Here is a 21,220-nt window from a genome sequence, read left to right as displayed (position 1 = left end):
AAGTCAAGTAAAGAGTTCCCGATGTGATAGCTAAGAATTCCCGGCGTGACAGGCCCATAGGTAAGCTGCTGCGATCCGGGAGTAATAAAAGGAGGCAGGAATTATGGTAAGAAAAATTATTCATATTAATGAAGAAAAATGCAATGGCTGCGGTCTTTGTGCTGCTGCGTGTCATGAAGGTGCAATCGGAATGGTTGACGGCAAGGCAAAACTGCTCAGGGATGATTATTGTGACGGACTGGGAGATTGCCTTCCCACCTGTCCCACAGGAGCGATTTCTTTTGTGGAGAGGGAGGCGGCGGCCTATGATGAAGGCGCGGTCCTGGAAAATAAAAAGAAAAAAATGCAGTCAGAGGGCGGGGCTGTTTCCGGCGGCTGCCCCGGCAGCAGGGCAAGAAAGCTTGACAGACAGGAGACGCAGCAGCCTGAACATGCAATGGAGGCTGTTCCCTCCCTGCTGCGGCAGTGGCCGGTACAGATCAAACTGGCGCCGGTGAATGCCCCTTATTTTGACGGAGCCAGCCTGCTGGTTGCCGCGGATTGTACCGCGTATGCTTACGGCAATTTCCATCAGGATTTTATCCGCGGTAAGGTGCCCCTTATTGGCTGCCCCAAGCTGGACAGTGTGGATTACAGTGAAAAACTGACGGAAATCATCCGTCAAAATGACATCAGGAGCCTGACTATTGTAAGGATGGAGGTGCCCTGCTGCGGCGGTATCGAACACGCGGCGGTGACAGCCCTGAAAAACAGCGGCAAATTTATCCCCTGGCAGGTGGTAACGATATCCACTGACGGCCGGATACTTGAAAAATAAAAGGAGAAACAGGGGAACCATCGGCAGCCTTCCCTGTCAGGGTATGTTTCCCGTTTTGGAGTCTGATACCGTTCAGGTATCAGGCTCCTTTTTGGTATTGCGGTCCTTTTTGCCGTCCCTTTTGGCATAGATGTCCCTTTTGGTATAGATTGCGTAAATAAAACTTCTGTGATAAAATAATCTAATGCAAACATGGACAGAGTTTGAGAGGAAAATGTAACTTCTGTTCCATAAAACGTAATGGAAGGAATAAATAAATGAAAAATAAAGGAACAGCAAATATATGCGCAGCGGTTTTGGCATGCATTTTTATTCTGGCGGGCTGCGGGAACGGCAATCAGGTGGTGAATTATGAGGAGACAGACCGGGAGAGCATTACGCTTACCTTTTTTGGAAATAAGTATGAACCGGAGAACGTTCTTATTATAGAAGAGATCATATCGGAGTTTATGAAAGAAAATCCGGGTATCAGGATATCTTATGAAAGCCTGAAGGGGACTGCATATTATAATGCGCTGGAAAAGCGGATGGCGGCGGGAAAAGGCGATGATGTGTTTATGGTCAACCACGATATCCTGCTGGAACTGAAAAACCAGGGGCTTGTGGCTGATTTATCCGGGCTTGGCACGATTTCAAATTTTACGGAGAGTATGCGGGGACAGATGGAGGAGGACGGCAGGATATACTGGGTGCCAACCACCGTATCCATTTTCGGGCTTTACTGCAATCTGGATCTTTTGAAGGAGCATAATCAGAAGGTGCCGGAAAATCTGGGAGAATGGATGGCGGCCTGCGAGTATTTTGCGGGACAGGGAATCACTCCTGTGATTGCCAATAATGATATTTCGCTGAAGACGCTTGTAATCGGCAGGGGATTTTACTCCCTGTATCAGGAGAAAAGGGAAAAAGAAGTATTTTCCAGTCTGAACAGCGGTGAAGAGGCATTGAGCGATTATCTGGAACCGGGCTTCCTCCTTGTAAAAGAAATGATTGATAAGGGGTATGTGGATGCGAAGAAAACGGTGGAAACCAGGAAGACATCCGATGATTTACAGGAATTTACCAAAGGGGAAGCCCCTTTTATGCTGACCGGGGCATGGGCGGCAGGAAGAGTGGACGGGATGAAACCGGATTTTTCATTTGAGGTGATTCCTTACCCTGTACTGGAGGATGGTTCCCTGCTGGTAATCAATGCGGACACAAGGCTGAGTGTTAACGCGGGCAGCGAACATAAGGAGGAGGCCATGAAATTTGTGGAATTTTTTACAAAGCCTGAAAATATAAGCAAATTTGCAGATCAGCAGTCCTCCTTCAGTCCGCTGGAGGGAGGGGAGCCTTCAGCGGTGAAAGAAATACAGACTCTGATACCGTGCTATCAGCAGGGCAGGACCGTTATTGGGACGGATGCATTTCTGGAGGTGCCGATATGGAACCTGACTGCGCAGGCAGTACAAAAGCTTCTTGCGGGAGAACCGGAGGAGACGGTGATGGACTGGCTCGATGAACAGGCCGGTGAAGAAAGGGGAGCGGAGTGATGAAAAAAGAGAGGGCCGTAGGCAGCAAAATAAAATTCGCTCTGGCTGCTGTTTTTGTCGTCACTGTGCTCAGCACCATGACCTTGCTTTTTGTGCAGGGAGTGAAAAAACAGCTATGGGAACAATCGGTAAGTACGATTATCGAAAGCACAATGCAGGGCTGCAATACGCTGCGTATACAGCTGGAGGATGAATATCAGTCCATGGGGACCGTTGCAGGTTATATGAAGGAATTTTCTTCGCAGCAGAAGGAAGAACTGCAGCTGGCGCTGGAAAGCTATGCAAAGACGGATCAGGGTGCGGCTTTGTATCTGTCTGACGGCAGGGTTCTCCCGGCAGGGACGGGGAAGGATGAAGAAGCCCAAAAGCAGCTTTGGAAAACCAATAAGAAGGATGGGATTATAAATCCGCATATAAGCAGCGTCACAGGGGTGAATGTATTTGACCTGTTTGTCCGATTCGATTTGCGGGACGGTGAGACGGGGTTCCTTGTGAAGGAATATGAAGTGGAAAATATTGTGGACAGCTTTTCCCTGTCATTTTATAATGACGCGGGTTTTTCCTATGTAATAAATACAACCGGGGACGTACTGATTCGTCCGCCCCATCCCAACAGCAATAAGACGGTCCAGAACCTGTTTGATATGCTTCCGATCACACAGAACAGTGAGAATAAAATCCGGGAGTTTGCCAAAGCCCTGGAAGATTTCCGTACGGGCTGGGCTGTATTTGCATATCAGGAGGAGCAGATGGTATTCTGCTATACGCCGCTGAAGCTGCAGTCCGACTGGTATCTGATTTCCATCATTCCCAGGAATGTGGTGGAGAAGCAGACGAATGAAATCCTGATGCGTACAATGACGCTGATAGCCAGCATTATTCTTGGGATTTTCCTGCTTGTGGCATTCTATGTCCGCTATGTGAACAGGACTGACAGAAAGCTGGGCAATCAGGCGGAATACATAGGGCATTTATATAATGCGGTGCCGGAAGGGATTGCCCTTATCACGCAGGAGCAGCCGCTATGCATTCTGCAATTGAACAGGGAGGGACTCAGATTGCTTGAATATCCGGAGGATGCGCAAAACGACGCGCCCAAAGGCAAAGCCATAAAGGATATCGTCCACCCGGAGGATTATGAGCAGACGATAGGTATTTTCAGGGATACAGCGGAGAATGACAGGAAAAACAGGTTTGAAAACAGGGTGATGCGCCAGGATGGTACCTGGTTCTGGTCTTCAGTCATAGTGGAGAAGATGAAGGATCCTAACGGAAATCCGGTTCTGATCGCAACCTTTCATGATATTACGGAGGAAAAGCTGGCCAAGGAAGCGGCGGAAAGGGCGAAGCTTCAGGAGCGCCTTACGCTGGTCGGGGCGATTTCCAATGCCTATCCTGTGATTATCAGCATAAACCTTACCAGGGATACACTCAACTTTATCTATGTCAAGCCGGATCTTATGGTTGATTTGGGTAAGCAGAAGTCGTACTCTGAACTGTTTGAAGCTATGCTTCCCACCATGCATCCTGACGCGCAGGAAATATTCAGAAACCGTTTTTTAATGGAAAACCTGCGGAATGCGCTGGGGCAGGATAAAAATGAAATCTATCTGGAAGCAAAACAGCTGATGGCGGACGGGAAGTATCACTGGGTCTCCACGCAGATCATTTATGTGGATAATCCATATTCGGAGGATAAGCTGGCCATTCTCATTTCACGCAGGAATGATGAACAACGGTATGAGGAAGAGCAGCGCAGGCAGGCGCTTCAGAGCGCGCTGGACAGCGCGAGGGCGGCAAGCAGCGCCAAGAGCCAGTTCCTGTCCAATATGAGCCATGACATCAGGACGCCTATGAATGCGATTGTGGGAATGACGGCAATCGCCACGGCCCACCTGGATGACAGGGACCGTGTGGTGGAATGTCTGCGCAAAATCAGCCTGTCCAGCCAGCATCTGCTCAGCCTGATCAATGATGTGCTGGATATGTCTAAAATCGAAAGCGGGAAGCTGTCGCTCAGGGAGGAGCCCTTTAACTTCGCGGAACTGGTGGCGGATGCGGTGGAGCTGGTACGGCCTCAGGCGAATGCCGGTCATCTGAATCTGGAAATCCAGTTTACCATGCTGAAAAACGAAAAAGTAATCGGAGATCCTCTCCGTATCCGTCAGGTCTGCATCAATATCCTGAGCAATGCAGTGAAATATACGCCGGAGGGCGGAAGCGTTCTGGTGGAGGTCAGACAGGAAAACAGTACGCGCAGGGGATACGGGAATTATATTTTCCGGTGTGAGGATACCGGTGTGGGAATGAATGAAGAATTCCTGAAAAAGCTGTTCCAGCCCTTTGAACGTGCGCAGGATTCCACTATCAGCAAAATTACGGGAACCGGTTTGGGAATGGCAATTACTAAAAATGTGGTGGAGATGATGAACGGCGACATCCTTGTGGAAAGCTGTCCCGGGAAAGGCTCTGTCTTTACGGTGACTATGCCCATGCAGCCGGAAAATGCCCAGGCGGAGGAGGTCCCCGGGGAATGGATCGGCGTTCACAGCCTGATTGTGGATGATGACAGGCAGACGTGCGAAAATGCTGCGGAGCTTCTGGATAATATGGGGCTGCGCGCAGAGTTTGTGACGGATGGCAGAACTGCCGTGTCCTGGGTAGTGCAGGCCAGGGATACGGCGGACCCTTATCAGCTTGTTATCATCGACTGGAAAATGCCCGATATGGACGGCGTGGAAACTGCAAGGCGTATCCGCAGTGAAGTGGGGCCTGATATCCCGGTCATCATACTCACTGCCTATGACTGGGCGGAAATAGAAGGAGAAGCCAGGGAAGCCGGGGTGACGGCCTTCCTTGCCAAACCCTTTTACCGTTCCAAAGTATGTTATCTGCTCAGTGAGCTGAGTGAAGACAGGGAAGGTACGGAACCTGTACGGCCCGGCTGGAAGGCAGATTACAGGGACAAAAGGGTTTTGCTGGCAGAGGATAATGAAATCAACCGGGAAATCGCCAGGGAGCTTGTGGGAGAAAGCGGCGTTGTCATTGAGGAGGCCAGTGACGGAGCGGAAGCGGTCAGGATGGTGCGGGAATCAGAAGAAGGTTACTATGATCTGATACTGATGGATATCCAGATGCCTGGAATGGGCGGCTATGAGGCAACCAGGGAAATCCGGGCCCTGGAACGGCGGGATGTGAAAAGACTGCCGATTGTAGCCATGACGGCGAATGCATTTGCAGAGGATGTGCAGGCGGCCTGCCGGGCGGGGATGAACGCCCACCTGGCAAAACCGATCGATCTGAATGAGCTGGAACGGATACTGAAACAATACCTGTCGGAAGGGAATGCTATGGAGGAAAGACCCGGGAAGGGAGTAGGAACAGTGTAAAATAACAGTTTTTTTTCTATTATTTTTCAAAAAAGTAACGATATTTTGAGAAAGGATAGAAAGAATTTCTGATCCGTGTTACAATATAAAACACAGACTGAACGAAATGTAGTGAAATGGAAGGAATATCAATATGAAAAGGCCTGTCAGATTCCCGGGAAGAAATAAAGGATGGCTGCTGCTTGTCATGCTTCTCATAATAGAAATGCTTTATCCCTGTATAAATATTCAGGCAAAGGAGCCGGAATCGGAACTGGTGCTGCGCGTGGCCTTCCCTGAAGTGGATGGATTTACGGAAATCGACAGGGAAGGCAACCGTCACGGTGTAGTAGTGGACTATCTGAATGAGATAGCCAAATATACCGGATGGAAATATGAATATATTCCTACGGACAGTGAAAGTATGACCGACAGATTCCTGGCGGGCGAATTTGATCTGATGGGGGGCACCTACTACAGAAAAGAGTTTGAAAAGTTTTTTGCCTATCCTGATTATAATTCGGGCTACACCAAATCAGTGCTTCTGGCGCGCCGGGACGATATGAGCATTAAGGCCTATGACCTGAAAAGTATTGAAGGAAAGACAATAGGCGTATATGAGCGTGCGGATGAGAATATCCGGCGTCTGAAGGTATATCTGGAAAGCAACAATATTAACTGCAATCTGAAATATTACACCAGCGAACAGCTTGTGGACGGGAAACTGTATGTATATCTGGACAGAGGGGATGTGGATATACTGCTTGGCAATAATGTGGATGATTCCATTACCTACCGTATTGTCACCGAATATGACTCCCAGCCTCATTATATTGTGACCAATGTGGGAAACCAGGAGGTGCTGGACGGGCTGAATATGGCGCTGGCGAAAATAATGGATTCCAATCCCAACTTTGCCGAAGAACGCTACAAGGCCAATTTCCCGGACGGCAGCATTGCAGGCATCATCCTGAATGAAGAGGAAAAAGAATATATTGCGCAGAAAAAGACAGTTTCCGTTGCGGTAGTGGAAAACTGGCATCCTCTGTTCTGCGCGCAGACGGATAATGATCTGCATGACGGTATTATATCCGATGTCCTGGGTGCCGTAGCCGGATTCACCGGACTGGAATTTGAGTATGTGTATACGGACAGCTATGCGAAGGCCCTGGCTATGGTACAGGAAGGAAAAGCGGATATGCTGGGCGCGTTCATGGGAAACGAAGAGGAAGCCGCACAGATGGACCTGGCGCTTTCCGCTTCCTATGCTTCCCTGAACGATATCCTGGTAAGAAATAAGGCGGTCAGTTACCCGTCGGAAGGTCTGGTCGGCGGTATTATAGAGGGGCGGGAAATGCCTAAGGAAGTAGCCGCCGCCGAGGTAAGGTATTTTAAAACCGTACCTGAGGGCCTCATGGCAGTCAACAGCGGTGAGATTGATTTCTTTTATGATCTTTCCATGAGAATGGAGCAGGAAATACAATCCCATCATTTTACCAATGTGATCCCGAATTCCCTGATTAACGACAGAAACGATATGTGCTTTGCCATGAAGAGCCCGGCCCAGCCGGAACTGCTGACTGCCGTCAATAAGGCGCTCAACAGTCTGACAAGCGATCAGAAGGAAAACCTGGTAAATAAAAACATGATATCTGTCGGCGTAAGTGAGTTTTCTTTGATTGATTTAATTTATGCTAATCCTGTTATGGTGGTGGCGGTGACGACCTGTATTTTTGTCCTGCTGGCAGTGCTTGTTATTGTAGTAGCACGATCCAGGGTCCATGCGGCGGAAATGCACAGCAGCCTGGAAAAGGCAGAGGCGGCCAACCGGGCCAAGGGAGAATTCCTCTCCCGGATGAGCCATGAAATCCGTACGCCAATGAACGCTATTGTGGGATTGAGCGATTTAACCTGCATGGAGAAGAACGTTCCCGAAAATATCCGTGAGAACCTGGGGAAAATACGTTCCTCCTCCCATTATCTGCTGAATCTTATCAGTGACATCCTGGATATGAGCAGGATAGAGAATGAAATGATGACAATAACCAGCGAACCTTTTTCCATGGGACGCGTGGCGGATGAACTGAAAAGCATGATGACTGCGGAGGCAGGCAGACGAGGGTTGGAATTTGTCCTGGAGGATGGGATAAAGGATGATATTCTCTCCGGGGATGCCATACGGCTGAAGCAGGTGCTGATGAATCTGATTTCCAATGCCTTCAAATTTACGCCGGCAGGCGGCAGAGTAATAGTGCGAATCAGACAGACCGGGGAAAAAGAGGGGAAAGCGGAATACAATTTTCAGGTAATCGATAATGGAGAGGGTATCTCTGAAAAGAACCAGAAGCGTATTTTTGAGGCTTTTGAACAGGTGGGAACCAATTATTCCAAGAGCCAGGGAACCGGCCTGGGCCTTGCCATCAGTAAAACAATTGTTAAGCTGATGGGCGGGGAACTGAAGCTGAAAAGCGAACAGGGAAAGGGCAGCGAGTTCTATTTTACAGTGGAATTTCCGCTTGCCATGTTGGAATCGGAAGAGGAAAAAGAGGAAACGCCGCAGTCTCTGGGAGAAATCAGGATATTGCTTGCGGAAGATAATGATCTGAATGCTGAAATTGCAGAGGAGCTGCTGCAGATGAAGGGAGCGCAGGTTTGCAGGGCTGAGAATGGCGAAACGGCGTTGAAAATGTTCCGCGACAGCAGTGAAGGCGAATTCCAGGTGATTCTCATGGATCTCCAGATGCCGGTAATGGACGGGCTGGAAGCATGCAGGGCCATCCGGAAGCTGGAACGGGCGGATGCGGCGGTGATTCCCATTATTGCCATGACTGCGAATTCCTTTAAGGAAGATGCCGATGCGGCTGCGGCGGCAGGGATGAACGGCTTTGTTACAAAGCCGGTGGATGTGGATTATCTGTATCATGTTTTGAACAGGGTTATGAATAAAAGCAGGCAGAAGCCTCAGGCCGGGGATTAACCCCAGCCCGGCAGTTCCGTGAAAAGCTGTGTTTCAGAAAAGAGCATCCAGCCCTTTTCGCTTCCATCGGTGCGTTCCATCTTTACAAAGATGAGTTCTTCCGTACAGGGAGCCAGGGCCAGACAGTACATCTGGTCTCCGGGATCCAGTATAAAGGACGGTACCCCGGAAGGCTGATCTTCCGGTGAATCAAAGAAGGGCAGCGCCGCCTGTGCTGTATAGACAAAGGGTTCTCCATACATCCAGGGGACTTTCATCTCATATTCGTCCTGCTGCAGCTGAGTGAAGCCGTTATCGCTGCAGCGGAAGGAAAGCTTTACGTAATAGCATCCAAGACCGTTTACGAATACCGGTGTGTCGGCCCAGACAGAAAGGGTGCCGTCACCCGGTATTTTTATGTAATTTCCATATCCCTCATCCCAGGATGAGATGCGGTAAAGATTTCCGGTGCCGTTTAAGACGGAGGTCTCCGCCAGATCGCCAAGCTCTTTGAGCGCGTCATTTTCATAAGACAGAAGCTTCAGCATGAAAATGCAGTCATTTTCTTCCTGCCCCTTCAGAACCAGTTCCTTTTTCCCATCGGCCGCGTCCAAATCTGTTACCCAGACATAATATCCTGCGGCTCCCTGCTTCAGACTCCAAACCTCGCGTCCGTCAATCTCAATGCTGATGCCCTCCGACCGATACGATTCCTCATCATAGTCCGTCTTGAAACAGATCATTTCCGGCAGGCCGTCTCCGTTCAGATCGTACCATGCATTCTCGTTTGGCTGCAGGGCTGCGAACAGGCCGTCCTGTCCACTGTTTTTCTGTTCCCAAAGGCTCTGCAGGGCATTCTGGCCGCCAAACCAGTCCGCTGAGACGATTTCTCCGATTAAGGTGCCTGACAGCCCGTCGTTTTCCGATATGACAGCCAGACTGCCGCCTTCCATAGCGCAGGCAACGGTTTTATTCAGTGAATTATCCGTCATGTTTACCTGGATGAGACCATTCCCCCGCAGCCAGATTTCGCGTATCCAGTAATTCTCTGCCTGGAAAGGGGCAATGCAGTCCGCGGCGCCTTCCAGGGCCAGAAATTCCTCCTGGGTGAGGGGACAGGAACCGTACTCATGAAAAGCGCCGCCGGCATAGTAAAAATAGCAGGGCTTATAAGAATGGCCGGTGCCGTCGGTTCCCCCATCGAAGGAGCTTTGGGTCAGGAAAAAATTGTCATTTCCATCCTTTGTCAGGTTCATTCCCTTCCCCGAAAGAACAGTTTCGTAGGGGCTGCCGTCCTGAATTCCCCAAAGAAAGGAGAGGGTGGAGCTGACGCCATCTGTTTCCGCGTACCAGTAGCAAAGGCCATCGGCAGTTTCCAGGACAGCGCTGCGATCCTGAAAATATTCAGGCTGATCCCCGACAGTTTGGCCATCCGGCGTCTGCCTTCTGGGAGTCAGCTGCTGCGTCCCCCCTGCGCCGGCAAACCAGATATGTCCCTTCAGATAACCATCCTGCCTGGTTCCGGTAAAGGCAAAGGCCTCCCGGACTCCGTCATTATCATAATCCGCACAGTCGAACAGTAAAACCTCTTCTTCCGAAGCCTCCTGCAGGGCGGCCAGAAGAGACGAGTCCTCTTGTGACAGGGCTTTCCCGCCGAAGCTTTGCCCGGCGTTATCTGTCTGCGCGCCGTTTTGTGTTTCGGACACGGCATGGCTGCCATCCTGGCTTTGCGCGCCGGAAGCTGTTCCCGCGTCAATAACCGGATCCGCGGCATTATCCGCAGGCAGGCCGCACCCGCCAAGAAGGGTGACGCTGAGTAAGAACGCGGTGGCAAGACTGGTAAGGGCGGGAACGGTTATAGGGGTATTTTTTTCCATAGATGCTCCTCCTTTGCTGAGGAAGGTGGTTTCCGGCAGATGAATGCCGTTATTAATTGTTCTGATTTTATGTTATATCCTGGAGCGGATTTCCGCAAGATGTCCGGGGAAATATTAAAGAAATCGTAACTTTTGAATTTTCGGTGTATTTTCACAGTTTAAAGAGTGGCTAAGATCGCAGATACGTAGTATACTGGTTGCATTGAACAGCTCTGGCTTTAATGGATAAGCGCAGGAAAATGCGCGGATGGGAGTAAATATGACGGAAACAGATGTAAACCGGCTTTGGGAAAGGCTGGCCGGATGTCCCGCTGTGGAAGCGATTGCGCTCGGCGGATCCCGGGCAACAGGAAAAGCGGATGAGAAATCCGACTATGATGTATATGTATATCTGCAGGGAGAATTCCCGGCCTGTGAGCGGGAGAAAATACTGGGTGAATTTTGTCCGGTTATGGAAATCAACAATCATTACTGGGAGATGGAGGATAACTGCACCCTGGGAAACGGAGTGGATTTGGATATTATTTACCGGAGGCTGGAGGATTTCGCAGCGGGTATCCGCTGGGTGGTACAGGAAGGGAATGCTTCCAACGGCTATACCACCTGTATGTGGCATAATCTTAAAACCTGCAGGATTCTATATGACGGCACCGGCCGCCTGACCGGGCTGAAGAAAGACTTTGATGTGGAATATCCCCGGGAGCTGAAAAGGAATATTGTGCAGCGGAATATGAAGCTGATGAACGGCGTCCTGCCCTCCTATGACATGCAGATAAAAAAAGCGCGGCAAAGAAGGGATCTGGTAAGCATCAATCACAGGACGGCCGCATTTCTGGAAAGCTACTTTGATGTTATTTTTGCATTGAACGAAATGACGCATCCCGGTGAAAAACGGCTGATGCGGCTTTGCATGGAACAGTGCCATATCCTGCCTGCCTGCTTTGAAGAGAACCTGGAGGGGCTTTTCACCCATATGTTTGACGGGCAGGGGGAAGAATATCTGTGCAGGCTGGTAAAGGAGCTGCAGAAAGTTTGTTCCGCCCAGGGCTTCTAAACGCCCGCTGATTGTTCTTTGATATATGCTTCAGCTTCGGCTGCCGTGAGCCTTCTGATTTCTGCATGGGGAAATTCTCTGTATTCAGGCCTTCTGTAAACGGGCCGCATTGCAGTACAGGATTTTCCCCTGTTCTTTTCCAGATATTCCTTCAATGTAAATTCATCTCTGAAAATCTTAAAGGATTTCCTTCCATTGGAAGCTGTGATTTCGTATATGCCGCAATTTGTTTTTTCGGTGGCATCTGCTGTCCGCAGGTAGAGCTTTGCTGTTTCCGCTGATTGAAAGGGGAAATTCCATCTTTGCAAGCCGTTTTTTCCCGCTTTGTTGATGCAAATGCATCTGCCGCAGGTACCGCAGATGTATTGCAGATGATTTTCCAGGCAGTCCCGTGGGTTTTGCAGCGGGGTTGCTCTTTTTTTGTTGCTGTAGCATTCCGGGCATTCAGTCATATTATTTCTCCTTTAGTAGGTTATATTAGTGGGATGTGAGGGGAAACAGGTTCTTTTTTTGACAGGCGGGAAAGCCGCCGGAATGGATTAACAGCTGTATGCACAATCACTCCACAGTTAAAGTATAGACTCAGACATAATGGGAGTGTCAAGAAGAAAATAAAAAATATAAAATTTATTACTAATACGTATTGATTTTGATTTCTTATCGATTTATCTTCTTTTTAAGGATATCCTTCAAAACAGGGAAGGAGGAAGTTTATGGCATTTATGCCGGGACAAAAATTCAGGCAGGATATGAGATAGTAATTAAACGATAGGTACATTAAATGAAAGAAGGAATTAACTGCCCGGCGCCGGGCGGTTACAGAGGATTGATATATGAATGAAGAAAAGATAACGGCATTGGAGAAAAAAATTCAAAAGGAGCATGGCAATATTGCGGGCATGGTGGTTCTGAAAGACGGCAGGACGGTATATGAAAATTATTTTAACGGCTGTGGGGCCGATGATACCATCCATGTATTTTCGGTGACAAAGAGCATTGTTTCCATATTGGCGGGCATTGCCATTGACAGGGGATATATTGGGAGCGTTGATCAGAAGGTACTGGATTTTTTCCCGGATTACACGGTGAAGAGGGGAGAAAAAACGATACAGACGATTACGCTTAAGAATCTGCTTACCATGACGGCCCCGTACAAATTCAGATCGGCGCCGTACACCAGATTTTTTTCCAGCGAGGACTGGGTGATGGCGGCCCTTGATTTACTGGGAGGAAGGAAGCCGGCGGGTGAATTCCGGTATATGGAAATGATAGGGCCGGATATTTTATCAGGGCTCCTTTCCAATGCAACAGGACGGCCGGTGCTTGATTTTGCCAGGGAGGCTTTATTTGAACCGCTTCATATTGCCGTTGCTTCCAACATTGTTTTATATACTCCGCAGGAGCATGTGGCATTTGTAAAAAAGAATTGTGCCAGCGGCTGGGTTGCGGACGAAAAAGGACATAATACGGCGGGCTGGGGGCTTACGCTCACCGCTGTGGACATGGCAAAGATCGGACAGCTGTATCTGGACGGCGGGAAATGGGAAGGCAGACAGATTGTATCAGAGGAATGGGTGGCGGAGAGCACGGCAGAACACAGCCGTTGGGAGAAGGAAAAATTGTCTTACGGATATCTGTGGTGGACTGGTATATTGAATGGTTATGCCGCCATGGGAAACAGCGGGAATATCATTTATGTTAATCCTGCGGATAAGATGGTGGTTTCCATTGCCGCATTGTTTAAGCCCACTGCCAAAGATATTACGGAATTTATTGATAGGGATGTTAAGCCATTGTTCTGTGGGGCCGAATGATGAAATAAAGGGTGCACAGGTGCTTGGAAGAAATAAGAAAGATGCCCGATTGCCTGAACGGGTGCGGAATCTGTAAAATTTACATGGCAGTCTGAAGAATTTCATATATTTTTTGCCGGCTGCTGCTTTTATAATTAATGATAGGACGGATATCTCAGAACGGCGCGGATGAGGAACTGTTTCTGGAAAGACGGATACCCTGCCGGGGAAGGCGGGGTATACAGTCTTTGCGGGATACACAGGAAGCGTATGGTATTTTTTCTGCGGGCCGTGGGAATAAAGGGTTAAATGAAGAAGGGAGTTTTATTCATATGAAAGCAGCGCTTGTTTATACGAGTACCACATCGGAGCTGATTGAACTGGTGGAACGGGAGGTAAGAAAAAATATCGGGGAGGAAGCGGAGCTTTTGAGCCTGCAGAATCCGGAGATATTGGCTATGGTGAGAGATGCGGGCTATGTGACGCCCAGGGCGGCGGCAGAACTGATTTCCATGTATATGGACGCGGTAAAACAGGGGGCGGATGTAATTCTGAATATCTGCTCCTCCGTGGGGGAGGTTGCTGACAGTATGCAGGCGGCCGCCGCTTATCTGGGGGTCCCGGTGGTAAGGATTGATGAAGAGATGTGCCGGGAGGCGGTTCGCCGCGGCAACAGAATCGCTGTGCTGGCAACGCTTCCCACCACGCTTGAGCCTACGAAGAATACGGTTCTGCGTGTGGCCAGAGAAATGGGACGTCATGTGGAGCTGGTGGATGGTCTGATTGACGGCGCGTTCGGCCTTGATCAGGACAGCTTCCGCAGGTTGCTGCTTCAGAAAGCGGCGGAGATTAAGGAGAAAGCGGATGTAATCCTTCTGGCGCAGGGCTCCATGGCCTATGTGGAAGAGGATATTTGCAGGGAGCATGGAATCACAACCCTGTCAAGCCCCGGATTCGGAGCCGTGGAACTGAAAAAAGCACTGGAAAAGAAAGGCTTGTTATAGGAGGAAGATATGCTGACAGATACCAGAAAATCACCTAATGCCAGACTGCAGGGACTTCCTTTTTCCGATGTGGAGTGGACGCATGGACTGTATAAGGAGCGTTTTGATACCTGCGCCGATTCCACGGTACCCCATTTGCAGAATATGTTTGAACGCAGGGAAATCAGCCATGTGTTGGAAAATTTCAGAATTGCGGCAGGGGATGCGGACGGGGATTTTGACGGAACCGTATTTGGGGACGGAGATTTCTATAAATGGATGGAAGCGGCTGTTTATACGGCGGTGCGGACAAATAACAGAGAGCTCCTTGCGCAGCTGGAGGATTATATTGCACTTATCGGCAGGGCGCAGCAGCCGGACGGCTACATATCCACCAAACAGATTATTGGGGAAAGAAGCGGAAAGGCTTCCAGGCTGGGGGACATTAATGATTTTGAGGTCTATAATTTCGGTCATCTTTTTACTTCAGCCTGTCTTTATAAGCGTCTTACCGGAAAAGACAGCTTTCTGGAGATCGCAGAGAAGGCGGCGGAGTATCTGAATAGGCTGTATGCGGAAGCGGAAGAAAAGGGCGAGGTGCAGACTGCTGTGTGCCCTTCCCATTATATGGGATTGGCGGAGCTGTACCGGACCACAGGGAATCCGGAATATCTGGCTCTTTTAAAGAAAGCAGTGATGCTGCGGGATTCTGTAAAGGAAGGAATGGACGACAACCAGGATCGCCTTATGCTGAAGGCTCATGATAAGATTATCGGACATGCGGTACGCGCCAATTATCTGTATGCAGGTGTAGCGGATTTGTGTCTGGAGGAAGAGGATCCGGAGCTTATGGAGGTGCTGCATAAGGTGTGGCGCAGCCTGGTGACGCAGAAGCTGTATATAACAGGCGGATGCGGCGCGCTTTATAACGGCGCTTCCCCTTATGGGAACTTTTTCGGCCACCAGCTGGTTCATCAGGCCTATGGCTACGAGTATCAGCTTCCCAATGTCACGGCCTATAACGAAACCTGCGCGTCCATCGGCGGTGTTTATTGGGCGTGGCGTATGTTCTGTCTGGAAAAGAAGACGGAATATGCGGATGTGCTGGAACGTATGCTGCTGAATGTTAACCTGGCTGCTGTCAGTATGGACGGAAAGCGTTTTTTTTATGAAAATATGCTGCGCAGGGCCAAAAAGCTTCCTTATGAGCTTATATGGGGGCAGGAAAGGGCGGAGTATATTTTGAGCTATTGCTGTCCTCCTAACCTGGCCAGGCTGATGGCACAGATGAGTGAGTATGCCTATGCGTTGGACGAAAGCGGCGTATATACGGTTCTTTACGGCGCGAGCCGGGCAAGGATAAGCCTGCCGGGAAGAGGGGAGGAGGCTTTCATCCTGATTCAGGAGACGGAATATCCGTATGACGGAGCTGTGCGTTTTACCTTTGAAAAGGAGAGGGAACAGCAGAGGGAGCTTAACGGTTTTGCCCTGCACTTGAGGATTCCGGCCTGGGTGCGCAGCGCAAAGCTGCGGCTTGGAAACAGGACAAATGGCAGGGAAATCAGCCTTCAGACGCTTCGACGGGAGGATGTGGGGACGTATCTGACCGTTTGGGTGGATAAGCCCCAGGAAACGGAGGTGCTTCTGGAGCTGGGAATGGAGGCCAGGCTTACCTGTGCCCATTCCCTGGTGGAAGAAACGGTAAACCAGGTGGCTGTTGAGCGGGGACCTCTTGTGTATTGTATGGAAGGAATGGATGCACCGGTGGAAACCATCGATGATCTTTTTATCCCCTCGGATATTTCTTTACAGCCGGAGTTGTTTGAAATTGGCGGGAGAACTGTGACAGCCCTCACCGGAACCTTCCTTAAAAAAAGGACGGATGGGAAAGAAGGCTATGACAGGCAGGCGCTGTACCAGGATTATGTGGATCGGGGATATGAAAAGATAAAAGGCAGGATGATTCCCTACTTTGCATGGGATAACCGTGGAATGGATGAAATGCGTATCTGGATGCCGGTTACGGACGTGCGTTCGTTATAAATGAGGGAACAAGGAGGAGAATTCCTCTGCACGCCAGAGGACTCGCATTTTTCCTGGCAAAACAATTAGGAGGAATAAAATGGGACAATATCATAAACTGCCTATATCGGTCCTGGATACCTTTCCCGGGGCGGAAGCGGAGGCGGTGCATGGACTTTTTCTGGAGGAATTAAGGGATTTCCACCGGAAAATCGTGGTGCTGGATGATGATCCTACCGGGGTCCAGACGGTTCATGGTGTATCTGTTTATACAGATTGGGAACAGGAAAGCCTGATGGAGGGAATACAGGAGGAAAACAATATGTTTTTCATCCTGACCAATTCCAGAAGCTTTTCTGCACAGAAGACCGAAGAGGAGCACCGGCTGATTGCAGAAAGGTCGGCAAAGGCCGCGGCTGCCTGCCATAAGGAGCTGCTGTTTGTTTCCAGAGGGGATTCCACGCTGCGTGGGCATTATCCTCTGGAGCCGGAGGTGCTTAAGGAAACGCTTGAGGAACAGACCGGGAAGGCTGTGCACGGACAGATACTGTGCCCTTTCTTCCTGGAGGGCGGGCGGTTTACCATTGACAGTGTCCATTATGTGAAGGAAGGCGATTGGCTGGTGCCTGCCGGACAGACGGAATTTGCAGCGGATAAAACCTTTGGGTATAAAGCCTCCCATTTGGGAGAATATCTGGAGGAAAAAAGCGGCGGAAGTTACCGGAAGGAGGACGGCATTTATATTACGCTTTCCTTGCTACGGGAGCAAAAGCTGGCGGAGATTACTGAGCTTCTTATGCAGGCGGAGAATTTCCGGCCGGTGTTTGTGGATGCCATTGCCCAAAGCGATGTGGAAGCCTTTGCCGTCTGCCTGCTGCGTGCCATAAAGGCAGGAAAGGAATTCATCATCCGCAGCGCAGCAGCGGTTCCCAAGGTTCTGGGAAACGTAAGCGACAGACCTCTGCTGGGGCGCAGGGAGCTGTTAGGCGGAACGGATGCGGGAATGGAAAAGGGGGAAAAATGCGGGGAGACCTCTAACTATGGAGGCATCGTACTCATTGGTTCCCATGTAAAAAAGACAACGCAGCAGCTGGAGGCGTTGAAGGATTCCGGTGTCCCCGCAGAGTTTCTGGAGTTCAGAGTGGGCGCCTGTCTGCAGGAGGGCGGCCTTGCCGGGGAAAGGGACAGGATAATAGCCGAAGCGGAGCGGGTGATGGGGCAGGGTAGGACCGCGGTGGTTTACACCAGCCGGGAACTCCTGGCGCCGGAAGGAATGGACAGGGAAGATATGCTGAAGCTTTCCGTAGAGATTTCTGATGCCGTAACAGGAGTAATTGCCGGTCTGCACCGCAAGCCGCGGTTTCTGATCGCAAAAGGGGGAATAACCTCCAGCGATGTGGGGACAAAAGCCCTTGGAGTCCGCAGGGCCAGTGTGCCGGGTCAGGCGCAGCCGGGGATTCCGGTTTGGAAGACCGGGCCGGAAAGTAAGTTCCCGGGATTGTCTTACATTATTTTTCCGGGAAATGTGGGAGATAAGGATACGTTGAAAAAAATTGTGGAGCTGCTGGCTTAAAATATAAATGACAGATAACTGTGGAGAAACTTATCAGTTACGATTGGAGTAAAAAGGATATGAGAAAAGTGATTATTTCGCTGGCACCGGTGGAAGCGGGGAAGGCGATAGATAAGGAAAAGCTGGTGGAGGATGTCGTGCGGTGCGAACAGGCCGGAGCAGCTATGTGCCATCTGCACTGCAGACGGCCGGATGGGTCTTTGACGCCGGATATTTCGGAGCTTACGGATACCTTTGAAAGGATTGCTGAAAAGACGGATCTGATCATTCAGGCTTCTACCGGAGGGGTATCCGATATGAGCATTGAACAAAGGTGCAAACCTCTGGATTACTGGAGGGTAGAGAGCGCTTCATTAAACGGTGGAACCACGAATCTGGGAGAAGCGGTTTATATAAATACATTTGAGGACATCAGATACTGCGCAAAGGCGGTATATGAGCGGGAAATCATTCCGGAAATCGAGGTATTTGATATCGGGATGATTTATAACATCCGTATGACACAGGCGCAGGTACCTTACAGGGAGCCTATTTTATATAATCTGGTATTTGGACACAGGGGGGGGATGCAGGCGAATATGGAATGCCTCACCGCCTTCCTGGCGGCGGTGCCGGCAGAAGCCAGATGGGGCGTTACCCACTATGGAAGAGATAACTGGGATTTCCTGGCAGCGGCTATTGCCATGGGCGCATCGGTGGTGCGGATTGGATTTGAGGACAGTCATTATCTTGCGCCCGGCCGTACCGCCGCCTGGAATTATGAAGAAGTGGAAAAGCTTGCCGCTTTGATCCGGGCGATGGATCTGGAGGTGGCGTCCCCTGCACAGGCAAGGGAAATCCTGCATATTTTCCCCAAGGGAAAGAGATAGAGTAACCGGAATGACAGGCCGGATAAGAGGAGGATAAAGCATGCTGTACAAAAAAAATGCGGAAACTAAGTTAAGTCGGGAGCTGTTCGAAAATCCCACCAGTGAATACAGGGGAACCCCCTTCTGGTCCTGGAACTGTCTTGTGACAAAAGAACTGATTGCGGATCAGCTGGAGATTTTCCGGAGGATGGGCTTTGGCGGTGCACACCTGCATCCTCGCACCGGTCTGGAAACACCGTACCTGAGTGATGAATTCATGGAGCTGGTAAAATACGCGGATGAACAGGCCCGGGAGAAAGGGATGCTCTGCTGGCTGTACGATGAGGACAGATACCCCTCCGGCGCAGCGGGCGGCATGGTCACTGAGAACTGGAATTACAGAGCCAGGCATCTCCTTCTGACAAGGGAGAAAAAACAGGGAATGTGCGCTGACAGGGAAGAATTCCTTTCCTGTATTGCGGCCGGGGGAAAGCCGGCTGGTTATTATCTGTGTGCATATCGGGTTAAGACGGAAAAAGGATATCTTCATTCTTATCACAGGGTATCCGGGCCGCAGCCGGATTTTGACAGCAAGGCCGCAGAGCAAAGGGAAGGAAAGCTGTGGTTTGCATATGTGGAGCTGATGCGGGAAAGTCCCTGGTTCAATGACCAGACCTATATTGATGTTATGAACAGGAAGGCTGTGGAACGCTTCCTGGAGATTACCCACGAACGTTACTATGAGGTGCTGGGAGAGGAATTTGGGAAATCCATTCCTGCTATTTTTACGGATGAACCGCAGATAAAAGGCAGCATGGTGCTGCCGGATGGAGAAAGTGAAGCGGATGTCACACTTTCCTTTACAGACGATCTGCCGGAAACCTTTGAAAAAGCCTATGGTGCTGATCTTTTGGAGGTGCTGCCGGAGCTGCTCTGGGAGCTGCCTGAGGGAAGGGCTTCGGTTCATCGTTATCATTATCATGATCATCTGTCGGAGCGCTTTGTGTCGGCTTACTGCGATACGATTGCGGACTGGTGCAATGCCCATCATATCGCTATGACGGGGCATTATATGTCGGAGCCTACGCTGTATTCCCAAACCCTGCGGCTGGGGGAGGCCATGCGCTGTTACCGCCGCCAGCAGCTGCCCGGAGTGGATATCCTTTGCTCCGATCCGGAATATTCCACGGTGAAGCAGGCTGTCAGCGTGGCGCGGCAGAACGGCAGGGAAGGCGTGCTGAGCGAGCTGTACGGTGTGACCCACTGGGATTTTGATTTTAAGGGACATAAGCTGCAGGGGGACTGGCAGGCGGCGCTGGGAGTGACCATCCGCTGCCACCATCTGGCGTTCATGTCTATGGAGGGAGAGGCCAAGCGCGACTGGCCCGCATCCATCAATTACCAGTCACCCTGGTGGGAAAAATATCCTTACATAGAAAATTATTTTGCCCGGGTAAACACTGCGCTGACCAGGGGAAAAGCGCGGGTAAGGACGGCGGTGGTGCACCCGATAGAGTCCTATTGGATGAGCTATGGGCCGCAGGCCCAGACAAAGCTGATGCGGGAGCAGTTGGATGACAATTTCCGCAGTCTGATCGAGTGGATGCTTTTCGGTCTGGTGGATTTCGATTTCCTTTCGGAAGCGCTGCTTCCCGAACAGTGTCCTGAAGGACGCTTTACCGCAGAAACAGATAAAGAAGGGGCGGCGCTTTTGGTGGGAAAGATGGCTTACGGCACAGTGCTGGTACCGGGAATGAGAACCATCCGCAGCACAACGCTGGAACGGCTGGAAGCGCTGGCTGATGCGGGCGGCCGTGTCATTTTTCTGGGAAAGGTCCCTACGCTTGTGGATGCAGTTGTAAGCGATCGGGCCGCAAAGCTGGCGGAACGTTCCGTGGTGCTGCCGTTTCAGCAGTATGAGCTGATGGAGGCGCTGGAGGAGGAGCGGGAGCTGGACATCCGGAAAGAAAACGGGGACCGTACCGATAACCTTTTCTATCAGCTCAGGGAAGACAGCGGCTGCAGGTGGCTGTTTGTCTGCCATGTGGGCAGGAAGAACAACAGGCTTGACCAGCCGGAGGTGCTTCAGGTGAGAATACGGGGCAGTGTGCAGGTAACCTGCTATCATGCGATGGACGGCAGCGTGCAGGCGCTGGAGGCCGAATACCTGGACGGCTGGACGCAGCTGCAGGTGACGCTTTTTTCCCAGGACAGCTTTTTGTGGAGGCTGACGGAGAAGCAGGGTGACGGTGTGGCGGAGCCGGAAAAAAAGCAGGAAAACAGCATCGCGGATCCGGCGGGAAGGCAGGATGGCACTATGGTATCCTCCGGGGACAGCTTCCCGGTAAAGACAGGCAGCCTGCGGCCCTTTTACGGACTGGTGGCAGGAAATGG

The 21,220-nt window shown here is 50.5% G+C and carries 13 protein-coding genes; 11 read left to right on the top strand and 2 right to left on the bottom strand.

The genetic code is table 11. The annotated features are described in order from the left end of the window. Window positions 1-103 precede the first annotated feature (103 nt). The 4 genes from HMPREF1548_RS04325 to HMPREF1548_RS04310 all read left to right on the top strand — a co-directional run bounded on the left by HMPREF1548_RS04325 (window position 104) and on the right by HMPREF1548_RS04310 (window position 8,697). Complete coding sequence (locus HMPREF1548_RS04325) at window positions 104-817, top strand: 4Fe-4S dicluster domain-containing protein (protein WP_021634561.1); 714 nt, start codon at window positions 104-106, stop codon at window positions 815-817. Between the two features lie 257 nt (window positions 818-1,074). Further along, on the top strand, window positions 1,075-2,352 hold the full coding sequence (locus HMPREF1548_RS04320; protein WP_021634559.1) for an ABC transporter substrate-binding protein: 1,278 nt from the start codon (window positions 1,075-1,077) through the stop codon (window positions 2,350-2,352). Beyond that, entirely contained in the window at window positions 2,352-5,741 is a 3,390-nt protein-coding gene (locus HMPREF1548_RS04315) for a response regulator (RefSeq protein WP_021634558.1), read from the top strand. The genes HMPREF1548_RS04320 and HMPREF1548_RS04315 overlap by 1 nt, the downstream gene beginning before the upstream one ends. A 133-nt stretch (window positions 5,742-5,874) precedes the next feature. Beyond that, window positions 5,875-8,697, top strand: coding sequence for an ATP-binding protein (locus HMPREF1548_RS04310; RefSeq protein ID WP_021634557.1), 2,823 nt, complete (start codon window positions 5,875-5,877; stop codon window positions 8,695-8,697). Here the strand turns inward: HMPREF1548_RS04310 and HMPREF1548_RS04305 are convergent. Beyond that, window positions 8,694-10,553, bottom strand: coding sequence for a hypothetical protein (locus HMPREF1548_RS04305; RefSeq protein WP_021634556.1), 1,860 nt, complete (start codon window positions 10,551-10,553; stop codon window positions 8,694-8,696). The two genes, HMPREF1548_RS04310 and HMPREF1548_RS04305, sit on opposite strands and share 4 nt — an antisense overlap. A 247-nt stretch (window positions 10,554-10,800) precedes the next feature. Here HMPREF1548_RS04305 and HMPREF1548_RS04300 point away from each other — a divergent pair, with 247 nt between their 5' ends. After that, on the top strand, window positions 10,801-11,607 hold the full coding sequence (locus tag HMPREF1548_RS04300; RefSeq protein WP_021634554.1) for a nucleotidyltransferase domain-containing protein: 807 nt from the start codon (window positions 10,801-10,803) through the stop codon (window positions 11,605-11,607). On the opposite strand, the gene HMPREF1548_RS04295 is transcribed toward HMPREF1548_RS04300, so the two are convergent. Then, window positions 11,604-12,059, bottom strand: coding sequence for a hypothetical protein (locus HMPREF1548_RS04295; RefSeq protein ID WP_021634553.1), 456 nt, complete (start codon window positions 12,057-12,059; stop codon window positions 11,604-11,606). The genes HMPREF1548_RS04300 and HMPREF1548_RS04295 overlap by 4 nt on opposite strands. Before the next feature lie 381 nt (window positions 12,060-12,440). On the opposite strand from HMPREF1548_RS04295, the gene HMPREF1548_RS04290 reads away from it, so the two are divergent. The 6 genes from HMPREF1548_RS04290 to HMPREF1548_RS04265 all read left to right on the top strand — a co-directional run. After that, window positions 12,441-13,421 carry a serine hydrolase domain-containing protein gene (locus HMPREF1548_RS04290; RefSeq protein ID WP_021634551.1) on the top strand — a complete coding sequence of 327 codons (981 nt, stop codon included), beginning with the start codon at window positions 12,441-12,443 and terminating at the stop codon, window positions 13,419-13,421. A 311-nt stretch (window positions 13,422-13,732) separates the two neighbouring features. Next, window positions 13,733-14,404, top strand: a complete 672-nt coding sequence (locus HMPREF1548_RS04285) for an aspartate/glutamate racemase family protein (protein WP_035321021.1) — start codon at window positions 13,733-13,735, stop codon at window positions 14,402-14,404. Between the two features lie 9 nt (window positions 14,405-14,413). Then, window positions 14,414-16,426, top strand: a complete 2,013-nt coding sequence (locus HMPREF1548_RS04280) for a glycoside hydrolase family 127 protein (protein WP_021634549.1) — start codon at window positions 14,414-14,416, stop codon at window positions 16,424-16,426. Between the two features lie 79 nt (window positions 16,427-16,505). After that, a complete protein-coding gene (locus tag HMPREF1548_RS04275; RefSeq protein WP_021634548.1) occupies window positions 16,506-17,978 on the top strand; it encodes a four-carbon acid sugar kinase family protein in 1,473 nt (490 codons plus the stop codon). Window positions 17,979-18,037: 59 nt separating this feature from the next. After that, window positions 18,038-18,847, top strand: coding sequence for a beta-keto acid cleavage family enzyme (locus tag HMPREF1548_RS04270; protein WP_035321013.1), 810 nt, complete (start codon window positions 18,038-18,040; stop codon window positions 18,845-18,847). Window positions 18,848-18,887: 40 nt separating this feature from the next. Beyond that, window positions 18,888-21,220 (top strand): glycosyl hydrolase (locus HMPREF1548_RS04265; protein WP_021634546.1); only part of this gene is annotated, 2,333 nt, incomplete at its 3' end.

Source organism: Clostridium sp. KLE 1755 (assembly GCF_000466465.2).
GTDB classification, from domain to species: domain Bacteria; phylum Bacillota; class Clostridia; order Lachnospirales; family Lachnospiraceae; genus Eisenbergiella; species Eisenbergiella porci.
This window is presented reverse-complemented; position numbering and strand designations above follow the sequence as displayed.